The 17,469-nt window shown below is 52.3% G+C and carries 21 protein-coding genes; 13 read left to right on the top strand and 8 right to left on the bottom strand.

Annotated elements, in window-relative coordinates; all coding sequences use genetic code 11:
• The first annotated feature begins 18 nt into the window (after positions 1-18).
• On the top strand, positions 19-804 hold the full coding sequence (locus B3M52_RS03465) for a hypothetical protein (RefSeq protein ID WP_286748762.1): 786 nt from the start codon (positions 19-21) through the stop codon (positions 802-804).
• A 162-nt stretch (positions 805-966) separates the two neighbouring features.
• Here B3M52_RS03465 and B3M52_RS03460 read toward each other — a convergent pair whose 3' ends face one another.
• The gene (locus tag B3M52_RS03460) at positions 967-1,305 is read right to left on the bottom strand and encodes a hypothetical protein (RefSeq protein WP_151982773.1); all 339 of its coding nucleotides are present in this window, start codon (positions 1,303-1,305) and stop codon (positions 967-969) included.
• Positions 1,306-1,435: 130 nt separating this feature from the next.
• Between B3M52_RS03460 and B3M52_RS03455 the strand changes: the two genes are divergently transcribed.
• The 3 genes from B3M52_RS03455 to B3M52_RS03445 all read left to right on the top strand — a co-directional run bounded on the left by B3M52_RS03455 (position 1,436) and on the right by B3M52_RS03445 (position 3,139).
• Positions 1,436-1,717, top strand: a complete 282-nt coding sequence (locus B3M52_RS03455) for a hypothetical protein (RefSeq protein WP_075194466.1) — start codon at positions 1,436-1,438, stop codon at positions 1,715-1,717.
• Between the two features lie 98 nt (positions 1,718-1,815).
• The gene (gene rho, locus B3M52_RS03450; RefSeq protein WP_286748758.1) at positions 1,816-2,844 is read left to right on the top strand and encodes a transcription termination factor Rho; all 1,029 of its coding nucleotides are present in this window, start codon (positions 1,816-1,818) and stop codon (positions 2,842-2,844) included.
• Positions 2,845-3,016: 172 nt separating this feature from the next.
• Entirely contained in the window at positions 3,017-3,139 is a 123-nt protein-coding gene (locus B3M52_RS03445) for a metallophosphatase family protein (protein WP_226909949.1), read from the top strand.
• Positions 3,140-3,192: 53 nt separating this feature from the next.
• Here B3M52_RS03445 and B3M52_RS03440 read toward each other — a convergent pair whose 3' ends face one another.
• Positions 3,193-3,366 (bottom strand): RSP_7527 family protein, encoded by a 174-nt coding sequence (locus B3M52_RS03440; RefSeq protein WP_156105514.1) that lies wholly within the window; start codon positions 3,364-3,366, stop codon positions 3,193-3,195.
• Between the two features lie 126 nt (positions 3,367-3,492).
• Here B3M52_RS03440 and gcvA point away from each other — a divergent pair, with 126 nt between their 5' ends.
• On the top strand, positions 3,493-4,371 hold the full coding sequence (gene gcvA / locus B3M52_RS03435) for a transcriptional regulator GcvA (RefSeq protein ID WP_041334084.1): 879 nt from the start codon (positions 3,493-3,495) through the stop codon (positions 4,369-4,371).
• Positions 4,372-4,434: 63 nt separating this feature from the next.
• Here gcvA and rlmF read toward each other — a convergent pair whose 3' ends face one another.
• Together rlmF and B3M52_RS03425 are read right to left on the bottom strand one after the other, a co-directional pair.
• Positions 4,435-5,367, bottom strand: a complete 933-nt coding sequence (gene rlmF / locus B3M52_RS03430) for a 23S rRNA (adenine(1618)-N(6))-methyltransferase RlmF (RefSeq protein WP_286748752.1) — start codon at positions 5,365-5,367, stop codon at positions 4,435-4,437.
• A gap of 205 nt (positions 5,368-5,572) precedes the next feature.
• Positions 5,573-6,004, bottom strand: a complete 432-nt coding sequence (locus B3M52_RS03425) for a tautomerase family protein (protein WP_041334090.1) — start codon at positions 6,002-6,004, stop codon at positions 5,573-5,575.
• A gap of 148 nt (positions 6,005-6,152) precedes the next feature.
• On the opposite strand from B3M52_RS03425, the gene B3M52_RS03420 reads away from it, so the two are divergent.
• Both B3M52_RS03420 and B3M52_RS03415 read left to right on the top strand, forming a co-directional pair.
• Positions 6,153-6,608, top strand: a complete 456-nt coding sequence (locus tag B3M52_RS03420) for a metallophosphoesterase family protein (protein WP_286748750.1) — start codon at positions 6,153-6,155, stop codon at positions 6,606-6,608.
• 158 nt (positions 6,609-6,766) lie between these two features.
• Complete coding sequence (locus B3M52_RS03415; protein WP_075196943.1) at positions 6,767-7,003, top strand: PAAR domain-containing protein; 237 nt, start codon at positions 6,767-6,769, stop codon at positions 7,001-7,003.
• A 135-nt stretch (positions 7,004-7,138) separates the two neighbouring features.
• On the opposite strand, the gene B3M52_RS03410 is transcribed toward B3M52_RS03415, so the two are convergent.
• Together B3M52_RS03410 and B3M52_RS03405 are read right to left on the bottom strand one after the other, a co-directional pair.
• Positions 7,139-8,227, bottom strand: a complete 1,089-nt coding sequence (locus B3M52_RS03410; RefSeq protein WP_228209935.1) for a hypothetical protein — start codon at positions 8,225-8,227, stop codon at positions 7,139-7,141.
• 270 nt (positions 8,228-8,497) lie between these two features.
• Positions 8,498-10,225, bottom strand: coding sequence for a tetratricopeptide repeat protein (locus tag B3M52_RS03405; RefSeq protein WP_228209934.1), 1,728 nt, complete (start codon positions 10,223-10,225; stop codon positions 8,498-8,500).
• A gap of 455 nt (positions 10,226-10,680) precedes the next feature.
• Here B3M52_RS03405 and B3M52_RS03400 point away from each other — a divergent pair, with 455 nt between their 5' ends.
• Positions 10,681-11,949 (top strand): dicarboxylate/amino acid:cation symporter, encoded by a 1,269-nt coding sequence (locus B3M52_RS03400; RefSeq protein WP_286748746.1) that lies wholly within the window; start codon positions 10,681-10,683, stop codon positions 11,947-11,949.
• A gap of 37 nt (positions 11,950-11,986) precedes the next feature.
• Here B3M52_RS03400 and B3M52_RS03395 read toward each other — a convergent pair whose 3' ends face one another.
• Positions 11,987-12,439 carry a DUF3010 family protein gene (locus B3M52_RS03395; protein ID WP_286748839.1) on the bottom strand — a complete coding sequence of 151 codons (453 nt, stop codon included), beginning with the start codon at positions 12,437-12,439 and terminating at the stop codon, positions 11,987-11,989.
• A gap of 486 nt (positions 12,440-12,925) precedes the next feature.
• On the opposite strand from B3M52_RS03395, the gene B3M52_RS03390 reads away from it, so the two are divergent.
• Positions 12,926-13,978, top strand: coding sequence for a nuclease-related domain-containing protein (locus tag B3M52_RS03390; RefSeq protein WP_126811774.1), 1,053 nt, complete (start codon positions 12,926-12,928; stop codon positions 13,976-13,978).
• A gap of 32 nt (positions 13,979-14,010) precedes the next feature.
• Here the strand turns inward: B3M52_RS03390 and B3M52_RS03385 are convergent, their stop codons facing one another.
• Positions 14,011-14,571, bottom strand: a complete 561-nt coding sequence (locus tag B3M52_RS03385; RefSeq protein ID WP_126811776.1) for a hypothetical protein — start codon at positions 14,569-14,571, stop codon at positions 14,011-14,013.
• Positions 14,572-14,818: 247 nt separating this feature from the next.
• On the opposite strand from B3M52_RS03385, the gene B3M52_RS03380 reads away from it, so the two are divergent.
• The 4 genes from B3M52_RS03380 (at position 14,819) to B3M52_RS03365 (ending at position 17,459) form a co-directional block, all read left to right on the top strand.
• Positions 14,819-15,007, top strand: a complete 189-nt coding sequence (locus B3M52_RS03380; RefSeq protein ID WP_227544131.1) for a hypothetical protein — start codon at positions 14,819-14,821, stop codon at positions 15,005-15,007.
• Positions 15,004-15,270, top strand: coding sequence for a hypothetical protein (locus tag B3M52_RS03375; protein WP_227544135.1), 267 nt, complete (start codon positions 15,004-15,006; stop codon positions 15,268-15,270). The genes B3M52_RS03380 and B3M52_RS03375 overlap by 4 nt, the downstream gene beginning before the upstream one ends.
• A gap of 205 nt (positions 15,271-15,475) precedes the next feature.
• Positions 15,476-15,595 carry a type II toxin-antitoxin system HigB family toxin gene (locus B3M52_RS03370; protein WP_126811780.1) on the top strand — a complete coding sequence of 40 codons (120 nt, stop codon included), beginning with the start codon at positions 15,476-15,478 and terminating at the stop codon, positions 15,593-15,595.
• Positions 15,596-15,668: 73 nt separating this feature from the next.
• Entirely contained in the window at positions 15,669-17,459 is a 1,791-nt protein-coding gene (locus B3M52_RS03365; protein ID WP_213480131.1) for a DEAD/DEAH box helicase, read from the top strand.
• Positions 17,460-17,469: the final 10 nt, after the last annotated feature.

Genomic DNA, 17,469 nt, shown 5'->3' with positions numbered 1-17,469 from the left:
TTGGTTGTGAGGGTGTCTATGAAAAAGTGCGCGGGTGTGTTCTTTCTTGGCGCTTTTCTATCTGGTTGTGCGAGTCAAAGTGTTCAGACTGAGCTTGCTGCGGTTGATGATGGCGGTTCCCAGTCCTACTACGCGAGCGGATGGATCGTTCAAAGCCAAAAGGATGAGGAACACCTTGTTGAGCTTGCAGTGCATGAAGCCAAGCAACCATGGGAAGAGGTTACGGCAGTTCTGTATCTTGAAAATAGCTCGGATGAGCCTCTGACAGTCAGCATCAATGACATCACTCTCCAGCAGGACGAACGGCAGGTCTCTCTTAGATCGTATGCGGAGCTGGAGCAGCAGTATATTGGGCAGGCGCAGTCCCGTCGCACGGCTATAGCTCTGGGTGCGTTGGCTCAAAGTTTGAGCGCTTCTCAGCCGGCCACGACTTCGTCTTATGGTTCTGGTGCCGCTTACGGGCCTGGAGGCACCGTAAATTACTACGGTTCCTCAACTACCTATTCACGCGATCCCGCAGCTAGCGCTGCGGCTCAAGCTCAAATCCAGAGCAGTGCTCAATCCGGTATTGCAAATATCAGATCTGAGCTGCAGCGGAATCTCAATTCTCTCGAGGGGTATCTCCAGACAACGACGGTTTTTCCTGGCCAGACTTTCATGGGGCGGTTTCAATCAGAGATGACGGTGTTTGATCAACGACCGGAATCGTTTTACACGTTTACCGTTGAGCTCGGGGAGGAAAGCTACGAATTTACCTTCGTCGAAAAAGCGAGCATCGAGACTGACCAGAGGAAGCTGTTTTAGGTGGAAAACAGTCCCACATGGGGCTGCTTTCCGTATGAACGATGTGAAAATGGGGCAGTGAGAACGCTACACGCCTTGCGCTGCCATATTGAACTCCAGCGCCATGTTGTACGCGGCTCCACGCAAACATATGACGTGGTGCTCTCGATCATATATATCCATTTATCTCTCCCTGATGCTTTTCGCCACCTGTTTGTAGCGTGCGTCTTTTCCTTTGACGACAATATGATGAATAGCGGCTCGGTCAAAAATGTAGATATGCCCAAGACCGTGGGTCTCGCTATAACCTCCCAGTATGTCGAATGAATCGAGCGAATCTTTATAAACCGCATGGTCGGGTATATCGAAGGCTTCCCGTTGCTTGATCGCCATATCCCGAAGTTCGGGGGATAGAGATGGCCGAACATCTTCAGTAAAGAACGCACGAATGACTTGTTCAGCGTCGCCGGACAGATCAATGCCAGGGTAGAAGGTCTCGGCGTCGACTATTTCGTGAGACATCGTCCAGTCTTCCTAGTGGAAGGCCAAGACAGACCTATTTTTGGTGGATTTAACGGCATAGAATTGGCGAACGGTATCAACTGGATGTTCATATAGCACCCAGATAACAAGCGCAGCGACAGGCCTTATTATGCATTTGGATAAAGCAAAGAAGCGTATCGCAAAGCAGGTCAAGAAGGGCTTTCATGGCTATCCGTTGGTTTCGCTGGAATACTTTGGTAAAGCGCCGGATTCAGCCACCGAGGTCGTTGTTTCATTTACTGAGGAAGAGGGCGCCGATCCCCAGAAGCAAACGTTTGTAAGCGGCGGTGATGCCCGGGAAGATGAAACGATTCAATCCACCCTCGTGAAAATTATTGAGCGGGCGGATGCCAAGACGGTGACCGAGATCGAGGGCATTTCCACTCTATAATTAAAACAGACGTGTTAGCGCCATGATGACTTGTTCATGCAAGCACAGAGCCCCTCAGAGGTAATCTTGGCGAATAAGCATCTTTTGGAAAGAGTTACTTGGAGTTATCAGCCCATTTCGAAAAATATCTATCAAACAAGAGCTATCAAACAGATATGACGAGAAAGACATTAGGTTTAACCCGGAAACCCATTAAAGACGCCAAACCAGTGGCTGAGGAAGCCGAAGCTAAGGTTGAGGTTGAGGCTGATCCACAAAAACGTTTTTTAAACGGTGTGGCGATCAATCCAACGCCGGGGATTCGTTTGGAGTCAGGTTCAGAAAAGCTCACGGTGCGTGCGATGGATTTGATCACGCCGATTGGAATGGGGCAGCGAGGTTTGATAGTTGCACCGCCGGGGTCTGGAAAATCGACGATCTTAAAAGATATTTGCCAGGCGGTGGGGAAGGCGTATCCCGAGATTAAACTTTACGCGTTATTGATCGATGAGCGACGCGAAGAGGTCACTGATTTCAGGCGTAGCGTCCCGGCTGAGGTACACGCTTCTTCTTCGGATGAAAGTTATGCTCATCACGTTCGCGTTGCCGATGAGCTTCTTGATATCGCCCGCCAACAAGCGGGCGAGGGTCACAACGTCATGATTGTGATTGATTCTCTCACGAGGCTTTCGCGTGTGCATAATGCGGAGCGAAAGAGCAGCGGCCGTACTATGTCTGGCGGGGTTGATGCGCGAGCGATGGAGATCCCGCGGAGGTTGTTTGGCGCTGCACGAAACATTGAGAATGGCGGGTCGCTGACCATTTTGGCTACCGTTCTTGTTGATACCGGCAGCCGTATGGACCAGGTTATATTTGAGGAATTTAAGGGCACGGGGAACATGGAGCTGGTTTTATCAAGAGACGTTGCGAATCAGCGAATCTTCCCCGCGCTGGACATTTCGAAAAGCAGTACACGCCGGGAAGAGCTGCTGTTAGATCCGAAATATTTAGACAAAATAAGAGCGTTGCGCCGGGCGCTTAGTGGTCTCAAACCGCTGGAGGGCACGAGAAGGCTGGTTGAGTTGCTTGAGAAGTACCCCACAAATGCTGAGCTTCTGAACAGCATCCCCGGAACGCACACCGATTGAATCTGCGATACGAGGTCAGGCCCGCGAGAAAGCCGAAAAAGTGATCTCGCTGGAATCCTCGCATGTCAGGTTGGCAATGATGGCCTTGCAGCTGGCCAGATCTTTTATTTCGGTTATTTGGGTAACCTGGGCCTCTTTTCTGGAGTCATTGAGGGATTAGGAGGGCGTAAGCATGCAAATCGGAGTGATCGCAGACACCTACAGCAAGATGCGTCCCGAAGCCCTGGAGGTTTTGGAAGGCTCGGATCTGATTCTTCATCGTTCAACGCGCAATCAGGCTGGTTCGCCAGTTTGAGCAAAACCAGCCAGTCTCCACATAAGGCCATCGAGCGCTAAACGGAACACGAATTAATGGCTAATGGACAGTTTCGGCAGCTTCACGTGGAAGAAGGACTTGATTTTGGCTTTGAGTGACACTGCCATCTGCGCGATATATTCGCTTCGTTCCTGCGATGCAAGCTTTGTGTAGTAATCAATGTCGATAGTGCCCTGTTCGTTCAGTTTCGGAGCCTGATAAGTCATGGTGGTGTGTCCTGATTCGATAAGTGAGTATCTTCTACAGGACTTATGGTAATGAGTACGAGGCTCTTGAAAAAGCGATCCTTTCTCATCAGACTGATGAATTAATCTCATCAGTCGAGCGAAGTTATGCGCCACCTGCCACCCCTGAATGCGCTTCGGGTATTTGAATCAGCGGCTAGACACCGCAGCTTTGTCGCAGCTGGCAAGGAACTTTTCGTGACGTCATCGGCGGTCAGTCATCAGGTGAAGACACTTGAAGAATATTTAGGGCTTTCACTGTTTGATCGAAGCAGGCGAGCGGTGACGTTAACCCCTGAAGGCGAGCAATATCTCTCATCAGTCAGGCATGCGTTCGATGAGATTGAAATGGCCACCCAACGACTGACCGCGAACCAGGAATCCAACGTGGTCAAGATCAGTGTTGCCCCCAACTTCCTAACCCGCTGGCTGATGCCACGCATGGCTCGATTCCAGGCCCTGTACCCGGATATTGAGCTGGAAATTAATGCGTCCATGGGGCTGCTGGATTTCGATCGCACCAGTACCGATATGGCGGTTTATTTCGGGAATGGTGAGTGGGACGATATTGAAGTGCATTTCCTGCGCAAAGTTATGCTGGTTCCGGTGTGTAGCCCGCGGCTACTGGACGGTGAGTTGCCGCTGGAGAAGCCTGAAGACTTGGCTAAACACACTCTGATTTATGTCAGCAAACGGAAGTGGGAGTGGGAGAACTGGCTGGAACAATCAGGCGTGGATTTTATATCCGCCCGGGGCAGCTTACAGATGTCCAGCGGGCAACTTGCCACGGCGGCGGCCCAAGAGGGCCTTGGAGTGGCGCTGGCTGATAGCACCCTGACGTCCCGTGAGATTAAATCGGGGAAGTTGGTGGTGCCTTTCGACATCCAATTGGATACGAATCGGGCCTTCTATCTGGTCTACCGCAAGCAACGTCCGCTGACCATCGGAATGAAAGCCTTCAAGGAGTGGCTGATGAGCGAGATATAGGGAGCCCTCGGGCCTGATTCTGGGAGGAAAACCGGGACAGAAACGGCTTAAACTCGGGGCGGCTCAGATGAACGTCCAGGCCAAGACCCGCGTAATCTTATTTCCCTGCTTCATCTCAATTTCCCTTATATCGACTGCACCAAGCTTACGAATCAACTTCTTTGCGGGCTTAACATTGTCGGCTTTTGAAACCAGGCTGGTAAACCAGCGACATTGAGTTGAATACGCCTGGCTTTCTCTTATCAGCTTTTTCAGAAATAGCTGCTCACCCCCCTTGCACCAAAGCTCTGCTCCCAGACCACCAAAATTCAGAGTAGGGGATTCGGATTTTGTTTTTTGTTCACCGCGACTGCGAGCAAGGTTATTGAGTTTTAGCCGGCTACCTTTCATCGCGTCATCGAGAGATGCATGGAAAGGCGGGTTGCATACGCTGACGTCAAAGAACTCACCAGCTTGGATGATCCCTTCGAACATGTGGTTTTTATCGTGCTGGGTGCGGAGCGTGAAGCGACCTTGGAGTGCGGGGTTGTTGGTGATGATTGTGGCTACGTTCGCAAGCGACTCCGTATTGATGTCGCTACCGACACACTGCCAGCCGTAAATTTGGCAGGCCAGTAGCGGGTAGATGCCATTGGCTCCCGTCCCTATATCCAGCAGCTTGATGGTGGGCTGATCAAGCCCGGGCAAGTCAGCGATGTAATGGATATAGTCGGCCCTGCCCGGGATTGGAGGGCAAAGTGCCCCATCCGGAATGTCCCAAGCGACAATGTTGTCGTATCGGTTTAATAACGCGGCGTTGAGAGTTTTTACTGCCAATGGGTCTGCGAAATCGATGGAAAGGTTGCCATGAGGGTTCGTTTTCACATGGGGGGCTAGTGCCGGGTGGGTTTCTACGAGAGCTGGGAGGTCATAGCCCTGATTGTGCAGATTCCTCGGGTGTAGATCCTTGCGAGCAGGCTTTGTGGAAATCGAAACAGGATTATTTTTTTGGTTCATAAGCAGGGGGAAACTGTGACAGACCTGTTTTTCGGGGCTTTCGCGTAGGTTCTCTGTTTAGATGAATTGCGAACAGGCGTTTACGAAAGTCATCGGATGGCAAAGTTGCATGCTATCACTCAAACGGTTGTTACACATTTCTGGAAGTTAAACATGTACTTCATGAATACATGTTCTAACCTGGTCGACAAGAGTGAGCGTTTGGTTAATCGGGTAACCTGGTTCGCTTTCCCGGAGTCATTCCCCGCTCCCACTCAGCTTCGTCTCCTGGCGCCGGAAGAAACCGGCCAAACTCGATCATCTGAGTGGCTGGAATGTCCTGCAGGTAGATCCACACGTCCTCAGCAGTTATGCCCGCAATTCGGGCTATCTCTTCAAGCATCTGGCTCATCAGGGCCTGCTTGACCTCGGTATTGCGGCCCTGCCGGATCAGGCCGTGCACATACACTTGGGGCGCGGTGTTCACGCTGCCACCGACAAAGTGATCGCCCTCATTGGTCGAAAAAAACAAAACCTGGGCAAAGAAACGGGGCGCGCCTGTTTGTGTGCTATGGGCCGTTGTTATGGCCTCCGCGATCTGTGATTTCTGCTGCTGCGACAGAGAAAGATTCGCGACCGTGACGGTATAAGTGGGCATGGGGGAATCCTACCGGGAGTGACATGTATTTACCTGTTCTGGCCGACATTGAGAATCAGGTGGTCTTGTTTCACTATAGCAATGCTTACCTGCATGGCCATACGCACGGGCCGGGTTGGCGTCATTGGGGAATCTGGAGGGCGTAAGCATGCAAATCGGAGTGATCGCAGATACCCACAGCAAGATGCGTCCCGAAGCCCTGGAGGTTTTGGAAGGCTCAGATCTGATTCTTCATGCCGGTGATGTGGGGCGGAACGAGGTTCTGGAAGCGCTGGAGCAGATCGCCCCTTTGGTTGCGATCCGTGGCAATATCGACAAAACCGGCCGCGCAGCCACTCTTCCCGATGTTCAGGATCTGGAATTCCTCGGCCAGGCTTTTTACATGCTCCACGACGTCAAAACCCTCGACCTCGATCCGCAAGGCCGTTACCGCGTGGTCATCGCTGGGCATTCCCACAAACCCCGTAATGAATGGATTGGCGATATGCTTTATTTCAATCCGGGTGGCGCCGGGCCCCGGCGTTTTACTCTGCCGATCACGGTGGGGCGGCTGCAGGTGAGTGAGGGCGGTGTGGTTGGTGAGATTGTTGAACTGCCGGTTTGATGAGTTGGAAGAACCGGGGCAGATCTGTTTGATCGCGCGGGTTGATTCCTTCCTGATTATTTTGGAAACTCCGCTAGGTATTGCAGCGGCAGGAGCCAGTGAAGGCGATCCTGCGCAAAGATGGACAAATCTCCCTCAAGGACAGAAGGAGCAAAGGAATGAGCAAGAAAGTTGTTTTATTAGGTGATGTGGGTACTGATCACTCCGGGTTCCCACCAACCCCGGTAATCGCCGGTTCCTCCGATGTGTTGATTGATGGCAAACCTGTTGCCCGCGTTGGTGATCCCCTCGCACCACATTCCAAACCCAAGCATCCGCCTCATCCCCGGGCTATAGCAGCGCGGTGGTTGGTGGCCAGGTTGTGTATGGTGCATCCAACCCATTCTTCGAAGTAGACCCGCGGATGGTCGGGTCTCGCGCTTCTGCCCTTACTTCGGTCCGATCTTGTTGTTTCCACCCGGTCGGATGGCAGGGGTAAAGGCGGATTCCATTTTAAAGCTGATGGCACCGCCGGCAAATTAAGCCCCAGATCACAATCCCGTCGCTTTGATATTTGGCTCTGAAATCGCCGAAACGCCGATGCGCTCGGCCAGGTAATCGCAAAAGTGTTGGGCGACGTCCTGACCGTCAAGGTCTTCGGCGATGGTGATCTTGTTTTGCTGGTTATCAACCGCAATAAGCTTGAAGTGTTCCACTTTGTCCACGCCCTGGCCCGTGCTACCCGTGCGCTTGATTGCCAAATGCCTAACCTGATTCATGGCCAGCTTGCGGCTGCGTACAGGCAGATAGAGCCAGCTTCTTAACGTACGAATTCCGTGGCGGTCGATACGAACGACCAGGCGGTTGAAGGGCAGGTACAAAGCCGCAGCACTTGCGGCGATGGCCACCAACACAAAGGGGATGGTGAACAGACCCGCTAGCAAGCCAAAGCCCCCGCCCGAGAAAGCGGACATCAGCATCATTGAGCTGGCAAAGCCGAAACCGCCGGCAAAAAACCAGGCGAATAAGGTGAGCACTTTATTGCGGAACATGGGGAAGCGCATTTTTATCTGATGGCCATAATCCTGGTAGTGCATGGCCCGGGAAAGGCCAGGCAGATCCAACCGCCCCGACTGTATGGCTTCTTTAGCGGCCCGTGATTTTTCGTCGCGTAAGGCGCGCACTTGCGCACTGATATCATGCCCTGCACTTTGAGAACGGGCATCGCCTTTGAACGCCGGAATGTCGTACTGGCGCTCCAGATCCACGCCCTCGATATCCGCTTTTACGGACAGGCGCCAGAAATGGTATTTGCTGGAACGTTCATCATCTGCCTCTGGCAAGTCTTTCGGCAAGTCAAAGCTAAACCCAAGGCGTACACCGGGCCCTGCAGCTTCAACTCGCGGCGTTCCGCGCTCGGCCCAGAGGATTCTCTCTACGCGGGAGCGGTTTTTCCCGGAGCCGGAGACGTAGGTATAAATGCACTCCAGCGTCACGGTGACTTCTGCACCGGGAGTTATCAGGTCCTGGGCCCGAAGCCGGGGCACAAGAATTGTGCCACCCATCTGACCACCAATGGCTGCCGGATAGGGGGTCATGACAAGCTCGACTGTGCCGTAGTGACGATATGCTCGGGTCATGGTTACCGCTTTCCACAATAGCCCGAGGCCCACTGCAGGAAAAAGCAATGCCATTAAAACCGTCCAGAGGCTTTGATCCCAGGCTTTGGGTAGGGTCCACAGTAGCGGCGTGCTTATGGTGTTCCACACAAGGGCTACTACCCATATAAGCAACAGGGTGCGTTTACGATCAGATCGGATGTGGGGGCTTTCCCAACCCTTGCGGCTTTGCCAGTTGGAGTTTGTGGGTGCCATTGGTCCTTCTCGTTGCGGACAGAAAACCGGGACAGGTCATTGAGCTTTTTGGTTAGCCAAATGCACTTTCAGAAGATTACATCCTAAATTGGATCCATGTTCACAGGCACGCGTCAATAACTTTAACCCTTTCTTCAGGTTCTTGGTCACTCCTTGACCGGAGGCATGCATAGTTGCCAAAAAAGAACAGCCAAGCATAGAATTATTTGAGCACGACTTTTGAAAGTATTCTAAGGCTCGTTGGTAATCGATAGGTACGCCTCGGCCATGCAGATAAATTGCACCCAGCGCATCGCAGCCTATAGTCAGGTCCCTGTCACAGGCCATCTTATTGTAGTGAAGCATTTTTTGGATATCACGCTCCACGCCTAAACCTTTGTAGTAAAGACCGCCTAGATTGTTACATCCCCAAACTGCCTCATCGTTGCACGACTTCTCGTAGAGAGATTTTGCTTTTCGAATATCTTTTTCAACACCTTTTCCCTCTTGGTAAAAATAGCCTAAATTATTGCAGCCCTGCAGGGCGCCCCTTTCACAGGCCAAATGATATATATCCCTTGCGGCCGAATAACTCTGATCAACTCCCGCGCCGTTCTCGAACATGAAGCCAATGTTGACGCAGGCTTCAAGATCATCTGCTTTACATGCGACATCATAAAACTTTATTGCTCGCACGTAGTCTGAATCAACACCAAATCCAGTCATATAAAGCCAGCCAGCCCATTTGCATCCATCAGGATGCCCGAACTCGCAGGCTTTCTGGTAGAGGTCAGCTGCTTTCTTTCCATCATCGTCTAGGTAATAGTCGCTTGCTGCGATAATACAATTTTCTAATCCACCTCCATCACAATTCTTTTCTAAGAAGAAAAGTGTTTGTTTCTCATTCGTGGAGAGCCGAGCCAGGTCATCGCAGGTGGCCTTTGGAAAAGTATCACATAGGTATCTGTCGAATAAGCTTGTGTTCGAGAGTTCTGAATCTTTAAAGAAAGGAAAAAGAATAGCGATGATCAGAAATATTGCAATGCCGCCTATTAGTGCGATTTGATGGCCCGGATTATGCTCGATATCTAAGAGTTCGTTGAGTCGTGTTTTTGAAATTAAACGAACACACCATGATGAAAGGCAGTAAAGCCATGCCCAAATGGATGTTAAAAAGGTGGAGTAGAAGAATATGGAAAATATACTGAAAACCGCCACCAATTCCACAAGCGATGGAGCTGGTTTTCCAAGAACAAAAAGATAGGCCTCAATGGCGAACCAGATAATGCCAGCAGTGATAAGTGCATCGAATGCCAGTAAAGCTAGCTGGTTCCATATGCTTGATATGGAGCTAAATTTATTAAGCAACCAACGCGTTTCAAATAATGATAAGTAATCAGAAATTACATTAAGTATCAGGGCATAAATGATAAGGTCCTTGGTGTCAAGATATACCCCAATTCGGCCTTTCTCTTGGAGGATGTCGCCCAGTAAAAAATACAATATAAATACTGTAATAAAAGATGCAACAGATGACCTTAGGAAACAAGCCCAGCTAAGATGTCTTCGGCCAAAAACAGCGTCGAATAATAGACAGAACTGCCTCAGCCAAGTGGACTCATAGCTTCCCCACAGCCAGAGTGACAAATGTTCCTTACTTTCTTTGGATAAATGTTTAGAACTAAACCAACTCACTGTTCCGTAAAAGCTGACCGCGATGCCCAGGGCGTAGGCCCAATAATTCGATATTTCAGAAAAATTAAATGTACTCAGATCAATGCTCATCGGTCGCGTTTGCCTATCTGGTTACATATGATCGGACTAAGTGCAAGAAATAGCCGCTTAGAGCTATAGCAACCCTCATACATCCAGCTTGAGGACCGGCCATATTTGGACGAGTCCGCGACCGTAGGATTCAGCTTAATTTACCTTATGGAGCTTTGCATAGAAAAAGCCCCGGCTAAACGGAAAACCGGAACAGGCTCCCCCTGCTGAGACGGATTCCTCATATCCATATACCACTCGCGTATAGCCCATAATTGCACCAAATTTCCCGAGGCCTTGTGGCACAAGGCTTATGGGTATTTAACCCTAGGTTTCCAACAAACTTATCCACAGCTTCTGTGAGTAAAGTACGTGGCAATACCGGTTTACCAACGAGCCGGTACTGACCAGAATCCTCGATCCTTACGTTTTTGAATGCCTGCTCACTAACGGGCCAGGGTATAACGGGAGCCTCCATGAAAGCTGTACTTGATGCTTATCTGAATACTTCGCTGGTTCTGCGCATTGGTATTGCGCTTGTTCTTGGTCTGGTTGTAGGACTGGTGGGCGGGCCCGCGGTGGCCGAATGGCTGGACCCTCTGGGAGAACTGCTGCTTCGGTTGCTGAAGTTCCTGGTTGTGCCGATTGTCCTGTTAACCCTGATGGTGGGAATCAATCAGGCCAATCTTGGCAGTATGGGGCGTGTGGGCCGGAAGATGCTGGGCTTCTATGTGCTGACTTCGGCGTTGGCGATCACGGTGGGGCTGGGTGTCGCGTCTGCTTTCTCGCCTGGCAGTGGCCTGGAATTGACGTCGTCGGAAAGTGTCGAAGTGCCGGAGAATCCGGGCTTTATCCAGGTACTTCTGAACATTGTTCCCACCAACATGGTTGAGGCATTCGCCGAGCCGAACCTGCTGGGGATTATCTTCACCGCGATTGTTTTTGGTATTGCACTGTTGAAGCTGCGGGAGTCAAAGGCTCACGGCGAAGTCGCTGAGCGAGTGTATGGTGTGGTTTCTGGCCTGAATGAGGTCACCATGAAGGTGATGGCCGGGGTGCTCCAGTATGTTCCGATTGGTGTGTTTGCGATTGTGGCCAGCACTGCAGGTGAGCAGGGCATGAACACGATACTGGCCCTCGGGGATATGGTCATGGTGTTGTACATCGCCCTGGCGGTACAGCTGGTGGTCTACGGGGTTCTTATGCGTCTAAATGGCGTTAACCTTATGGACTTTGTTCGTGAGGCCCGGGCTCCGGTCGCCACGGCCTTTGCCACCCAGAGCAGCTCCGGGACGCTGCCCCTGACCCTGAACGCAGCGCGGCGTTTGGGGGTTCCCCAGAGTATCTATGGCTTCAGCCTGCCGCTGGGCGCCACCATCAATATGGACGGGGCCGGCATCCGCATTGCCATTTCTGCAGCCTTTGCCGCCAATGTGATAGGGGTGCCCCTGGACTTTGTCACCATGCTGGAAATCGTTCTGATCGGCACCCTGGCCTCCATCGGTACGGCGGGTGTCCCGGGCGCGGGTATCGTGATGATTGCTACAGTGTTTGCCCAGGTAGGCCTGCCCATTGAAACCGTAGCGCTGCTGGTGTCCATTGATGCCCTTGTGGGTATGGGGGCCACGGCGATGAATGTCACCGGGGATCTGGTGTGCACTTCAGTGATTGCCCGTTCCGAGGATAAATATGAGGCGGTAGAGGCAGGCTCAAGCCAGGCGGTGCCGCAGGAACAGCTGTCCTAGGGGGCAGCGTGTCAGCGGGAGCCGAGCATCGGCGGACTCACATTGATGCGGCCCCTTTCATGCTGGTCATCTGAGCGACATAGGCGGTGATAAAGGCTGTTTCCTGAAACACCTTCAAACCCGTGTCGGCGAACGCAATGGGCAGCGGGTTGGATGCCAGGGTAGATTTGATCATTGCCGGGGGCAGCAAGGTCACGGTTAACTCAGTATCGGTGATCAGTTGAATGGCCGCTTCCAATTTGAAGCTGATGGCACCGCCGGCAAACTTGCCTTTCGGCATCCGCTCCTTGATCGCGACGCGGGTGACCCCGTACTCGGCCATTAACTCCGCAAAGGCCGCCTGAAAACGCTTCAGGTCTTCACGGCTATGATTTTTCGGCAGTGACAGTTTGCGCACCTTGCACTCCGGCAGGTTGAACTGCCCTCTGTCCATATTCAGCAAACACACCACCGCATCGCTGCCCGTCAGTTCAACTCCGCAAACAATCATAGCCATTGTCCTCTGTGCTCCAGTTGTGATCAGCCACGAATGACTTTACCAGCATGCACTTGTCCGATGTGGTTCTTGGCAAACTTTTACAATTGACTACATTTCGCTATTTCATTTTTGCAGTAAAAACATAAGCTTGTGCCGTTGGTCTGACTGACCTTGTCATAACCAGTCTGCAGCAGGCGTTCCTGGTTGGCCGGATAGGGTTCCGTGTAGAGGGGAATCTGATTATCGACGAAGAGATCGACGGTTGCAGCGCAAACGCATAGTTCAGATTCTTGCACGCTAAGTACCTGGAATTCTCTCGGCCGGCAGTTTCTGTCGGCCTTTTCAGCTCCGAACTCTCAAAGCACGTTTTTGTTGCTCGGCCACAGTGGCCGATGTTTCCTTGGCGAGTAGTTACAAAAATCCTAAGGCGCCGAAACGAAGACTGATTTATGTTTCACGTCGGATGGATTTAGGAAACGAAGCAAGGATGTTTGAGAAATGGATTTGAGCCCGGTCTACCATCTCCTTATCACTCTACTCTGGTACCTGTTGCCCCTTGCAATCATGCTGGGTGTAATCAAGTCGCCCTGGTTCAAAGGTAAGTTTGGCGAGTTTCTGGTCAACTTCTCCGCCCGGTGGTTACTGGATAAATCCCGCTACCATCTCATCAAGAACGTTACCCTCCCCACAGAGGACGGCACCACGCAGATTGACCATGTTCTGGTGTCGGAATTCGGGGTCTTCGTTGTCGAGACAAAAAACATGAAGGGCTGGATATTTGGTGGCCCTCATCAGCGCTTCTGGACCCAGAAGGTTTTCCGCTCCAATCACAAGTTCCAGAACCCGCTGCACCAGAACTATAAGCACGTAAAAACGCTCCAGGCATTGCTCGGGTTAAACGACCATCAGGTGCACTCGGTGGTGGTGTTTGTGGGGGACAGCACGTTCAAAACACCCATGCCGGAAAACGTGACTCAGGGGCTGGGGTATGTTTGTTATATCAAGTCGAAGATTGATCCTTTGCTTAGCCTGGAGCAGGTGGCGGAGGTTCGGGAGAAGGTGGCAGCTGGTCGCCTCAAGGCATCTTTCGCCACCGACCGGGCCCATGCTCACCATGTGAGAAATTTGGTTGCCGAGCGCTACGGTGAAGCGCCTCGTCGGCCGAGTAGGGGACGCCTCAAGTTCTTGGTTTTTCCAGCCTTGATGTTGGGCGTCGGCGCGATCGGAATGAACGCCTATTGGAATTTTGCTTCGCAGGAGATGGCAATAGACACAAAAAGGGTGCCTGAGCACAGGGTTGAAAGCGCACCGCAGCCCACTCGTCACAGACCTGAAAGCGAGCCCAAAACCGATTCACGGACGGTGGAGCCTGAGCCTTCGTCAAGTGCTGTTATTCAGCGTGTTCATCAATCTTCCTCCGAGTTTCTTATGGCGCGGCAGGAATGTAACTCCCTGATTGCGGCTGCTATTGGTAGCTCGGATCCGCGTCTTCTAAGAGACAGGGACAAGGCGTGTGCTCGGTATAAGGTTTTGCGAGGGGAAGAGCATTGAATCTGAAAGGGTAGCGCCCCTGGGCAAGTAACCTAGTTCAGTCGATAGAATGGACGATCATAATCGAGACTGGTCGGCCGCTGGTCTGGCGAACTGGTTGTGCCTTCTCCTGTGTAGAGAATATTGTTGTTGATGTAAATGACATTGTACTCGTCGATCTCGAAGTCGGCGCCATTGAACTGAGTCACATGCGACGTGAGTTCGGTAGCGGTGAGGCCGGAACTCAGTAAAACGTCTTCACCCAGTGTGAAGTTGCCTGATGAGGTAGGATTTGGAGCTTCCGGTAACGGGGTGGTGCAAGCGCTATCGATGTAGTTCTCGATACTTGTGGCAAATGCGCTGCGGGTGAAAGAGACCGTTACGATATCGTAGTGTGCTTCGCCCTCCACGTGCCCGCATGGTTTCTTCCAGGTGCCCTCGAGTACCGTGACTTGATCGGGTGGCGTCACGGGGTCGCTATCGTCGTTCCCGTCAGACGAACCTGAACCGGGAGTGGTATTTTCGTTGGCTTTTTCCAGGTCGCTCCCACTTCCGCCGCCTCCGCAACCGACCATTAATGCCGAAATAAAGGTGCACGCCAAAATCCTTTTCATCGTTCTGTTTCCTTACAATGTTATCTAAATAGAATATTGTTATATCATTGTTGCATAAGGTGGATGGCCGCGATAGACCTGGCTCTCTCTGGAGAGGGCGGCATACTCTCCTGTTCATCCAGGATGAGCCGAGGTGTTCCGATCTCCGGCTTTCGGAGTCAGCGCCACTGCTGGCTATAATGGCCTACCTCCAACCGTTGCAGAAAACGTTATGCCAATCGAAAAAATTAAGTGGTCAGGCGCTGTTGTGAATAAGATTCAGGTGTTGGTGATTCCATTGCTGTTGTTAATCGCCGGCTGTACCAACATGGCCGGCGATGTCGCCAGAACCATTCATCCGGCGCCGTCGTCTGCTCTGGATGAAATACGCTGTTTTCCGTTGCCAGTGAGTTCTTCATCGGGAAGGACTATGAGTGTGATGCCAGGCATGACATGAGTACGCTTAGGTGTGCCAAAGAACTTCGTGATCTTTATATTCACCAGACCCAAGCGGTGGTGCAGATTTATCCCGGCGACGATGTGGCGTATCCCCATACTTTGGTGACGTCTCGATGGGATGAAGGGCTGATTCCGGGTGAGTTCATTTCCAGTGAGTTCACGAATCCCGATGTGACGGCGTTTTGTGAGTATCTTCAGGCGCAGGCGGTGGGGAGTTGCCGATTGTTGACCGAACACGGCTCTGCCCGGGGGCCGGAATGATCAAGCCGAGTTGCTACAGCTGTCGGAAAAAGTTTGAGCCATCCGAGCTGAGGCTTTCGTACTCAAAAAACTACTGTGAGGGCTGCGGCGTTGGGCTGTTTGGTGACGACTATTTTCGTTTCGCCAGAAAGCCCGCTCCAACGACTCGGAAGAACCTGGCTGTTCATGTTGCCGTGCTTTTTGTCGTGGTTGCCGGCTTGTTGTTATGGCTTTCAATTTAAGGCTGATTGCCTTCATTGAATTTCGTGATAATCGCATGTACGTAAAACACATTTGCAGCCACGCCGAATACGACCGGCTTACTGACAAATACCGTCGCAATTAAGGAGTGAGGCTTATGCTATCGCCTGCTTTTGTTGAGATCAGAGAAGCACTATCTCCGGTACTGTTTTTCTAGTATGCCTGCGTATTCAGGAGCCCCTTTCAAACTCCGCCCCTACCAACGGGAAGCCGTCGACGCCACGCTGAATCATTTCCGCAGATCCGATGAGTCTGCCGTCATCGTGCTGCCAACCGGCGCCGGCAAAAGCCTGGTCATTGCCGAGCTGGCCCGTCTTGCCCGGCGCAAGATTCTGGTGCTGACTCACGTCAAAGAGCTTGTGGAGCAAAATCACGCCAAATACCAGAGTTATGGGTTGGCCGGCGGCATCTTCTCCGCCGGGCTCAAGCGCAAGGAAAGCCACCATCAGGTGACGTTTGCCAGCGTGCAGTCGGTATCGGCGAATCTGGATCAGTTCCGGGATGAATACTCGCTGGTCATCATCGATGAGTGTCATCGGGTCAGCGGCGATGAAACCAGTCAGTATCAACGCATCATCGAGTTGCTACGGCAACAGAATGACGCCCTCAAAGTGCTCGGGCTGACCGCTACGCCCTACCGTCTGGCCATGGGCTGGATCTATCGTTATCACTACCGGGGCTTTGTTCGCGGCTCTGTTGACGAGCAGGACAAGCCCTTTCAGCACTGCATTTACGAACTGCCGTTGAGCTATATGATCAATCGGGGGTATCTCACCCGGCCCGAGTTGGTGAATGCGGCAGTGGCGCAATACGATTTCTCCGCGCTGGCTCGGGACCGCTTTGGCGAGTATGCCGAGAAGGACGTCAACCAGCTGCTGAGCAAACACAAGCGTGTGACCCGCGCGATCATTGAGCAGGTGATGGAACTGGCCGCTGAGCGCCAGGGAGTGATGATCTTTGCGGCCACGGTGGAGCATGCGAGGGAGATCACCGGTTATCTTCCTGAATATGAGACCGCTTTGGTAACTGGCGCGACCGATCAGAAAGATCGGGACATGCTGATTCAACGATTCAAACAGCGGCAGTTGAAGTACTTGGTGAACGTATCCGTGCTCACCACGGGCTTTGATGCGCCCCATGTGGACGTTATTGCCATTCTTCGGCCTACCCAGTCGGTCAGCCTGTATCAGCAGATCGTGGGCCGTGGTCTTCGCCTTGACGAGGGCAAGCAGGATTGCCTGGTGATTGATTACGCGGGCAACCACGTGAATCTGCATCATCCGGAGGTGGGCGAACCGAAACCGAACCCGGACAGTGAGCCGGTGCAGGTATTCTGCCCGGGCTGTGGCTTTGCCAATATCTTCTGGGGCAGAACAGACAGTGAAGGCCGTGTGCTCGAGCACTACGGGCGCCGTTGTCAGGGGCTTCTGGAGCCTGTGGACGGAGACGAGCCTGCTTCGCAGAAAGGTCGCCTTGAGCAGTGTGATTACCGTTTTCGCTTCAAGGAGTGTCCCCACTGCGGTGGCGAGAACGATATTGCCGCCCGCAACTGTCACCGATGCCAGAAAGCCATTATCGACCCGGATGATCAGCTGAGAGATGCGCTGAAGCTCAAGGATGCCATGGTGATCCGTTGCGCTGGAATTGCACTCAGTGTTGATGGAAACAAGCTGAGAGTGACCTATCACGGCGAGGACGGGGAGGAACTCAGGGAGTCGTTTGATTTCAGCAAGCCTGGCCAGCGCACCGTTTTCAACAAGCTGTTCGGGCGGCGTTTCGCGAACGGCCGAGCGCCGAAAACATTCAGCAAGGCGGAGGAAGTACTTGAGAGCCAGGCCTTGTTGCCAGCGCCGGATTTTGTTGTTGCCCGCAAGCAGAAGCATTATTGGCAGGTGCAGGAGCGGATTTTTGATTATCAGGGGAGCTATCGAAAGGCGAATGAGGCTTAAGCCCGCTTTT

The organism is Marinobacter sp. UBA2688, from assembly GCF_002352785.1.
GTDB lineage: Bacteria > Pseudomonadota > Gammaproteobacteria > Pseudomonadales > Oleiphilaceae > Marinobacter > Marinobacter salarius.
The sequence above is the reverse complement of the archived record's forward strand: the minus strand, read 5'-3'. Positions and strand labels throughout refer to the sequence as shown.

What these genes read in the sequence shown, in the direction of transcription:
- B3M52_RS03465 (WP_286748762.1), top strand. Translation starts at nt 19, where the DNA reads ATGAAAAAGTGCGCGGGTGTGTTCTTTCTTGGCGCTTTTCTATCTGGT.
- B3M52_RS03460 (WP_151982773.1), bottom strand. Translation starts at nt 1,305, where the DNA reads ATGTCTCACGAAATAGTCGACGCCGAGACCTTCTACCCTGGCATTGAT.
- B3M52_RS03455 (WP_075194466.1), top strand. Translation starts at nt 1,436, where the DNA reads ATGCATTTGGATAAAGCAAAGAAGCGTATCGCAAAGCAGGTCAAGAAG.
- B3M52_RS03445 (WP_226909949.1), top strand. Translation starts at nt 3,017, where the DNA reads ATGCAAATCGGAGTGATCGCAGACACCTACAGCAAGATGCGTCCCGAA.
- B3M52_RS03440 (WP_156105514.1), bottom strand. Translation starts at nt 3,366, where the DNA reads ATGACTTATCAGGCTCCGAAACTGAACGAACAGGGCACTATCGACATT.
- gcvA (WP_041334084.1), top strand. Translation starts at nt 3,493, where the DNA reads ATGCGCCACCTGCCACCCCTGAATGCGCTTCGGGTATTTGAATCAGCG.
- rlmF (WP_286748752.1), bottom strand. Translation starts at nt 5,367, where the DNA reads ATGAACCAAAAAAATAATCCTGTTTCGATTTCCACAAAGCCTGCTCGC.
- B3M52_RS03425 (WP_041334090.1), bottom strand. Translation starts at nt 6,004, where the DNA reads ATGCCCACTTATACCGTCACGGTCGCGAATCTTTCTCTGTCGCAGCAG.
- B3M52_RS03420 (WP_286748750.1), top strand. Translation starts at nt 6,153, where the DNA reads ATGCAAATCGGAGTGATCGCAGATACCCACAGCAAGATGCGTCCCGAA.
- B3M52_RS03415 (WP_075196943.1), top strand. Translation starts at nt 6,767, where the DNA reads ATGAGCAAGAAAGTTGTTTTATTAGGTGATGTGGGTACTGATCACTCC.
- B3M52_RS03410 (WP_228209935.1), bottom strand. Translation starts at nt 8,227, where the DNA reads ATGACCCGAGCATATCGTCACTACGGCACAGTCGAGCTTGTCATGACC.
- B3M52_RS03405 (WP_228209934.1), bottom strand. Translation starts at nt 10,225, where the DNA reads ATGAGCATTGATCTGAGTACATTTAATTTTTCTGAAATATCGAATTAT.
- B3M52_RS03400 (WP_286748746.1), top strand. Translation starts at nt 10,681, where the DNA reads ATGAAAGCTGTACTTGATGCTTATCTGAATACTTCGCTGGTTCTGCGC.
- B3M52_RS03395 (WP_286748839.1), bottom strand. Translation starts at nt 12,439, where the DNA reads ATGATTGTTTGCGGAGTTGAACTGACGGGCAGCGATGCGGTGGTGTGT.
- B3M52_RS03390 (WP_126811774.1), top strand. Translation starts at nt 12,926, where the DNA reads ATGGATTTGAGCCCGGTCTACCATCTCCTTATCACTCTACTCTGGTAC.
- B3M52_RS03385 (WP_126811776.1), bottom strand. Translation starts at nt 14,571, where the DNA reads ATGAAAAGGATTTTGGCGTGCACCTTTATTTCGGCATTAATGGTCGGT.
- B3M52_RS03375 (WP_227544135.1), top strand. Translation starts at nt 15,004, where the DNA reads ATGAGTACGCTTAGGTGTGCCAAAGAACTTCGTGATCTTTATATTCAC.
- B3M52_RS03370 (WP_126811780.1), top strand. Translation starts at nt 15,476, where the DNA reads ATGGCTTTCAATTTAAGGCTGATTGCCTTCATTGAATTTCGTGATAAT.
- B3M52_RS03365 (WP_213480131.1), top strand. Translation starts at nt 15,669, where the DNA reads ATGCCTGCGTATTCAGGAGCCCCTTTCAAACTCCGCCCCTACCAACGG.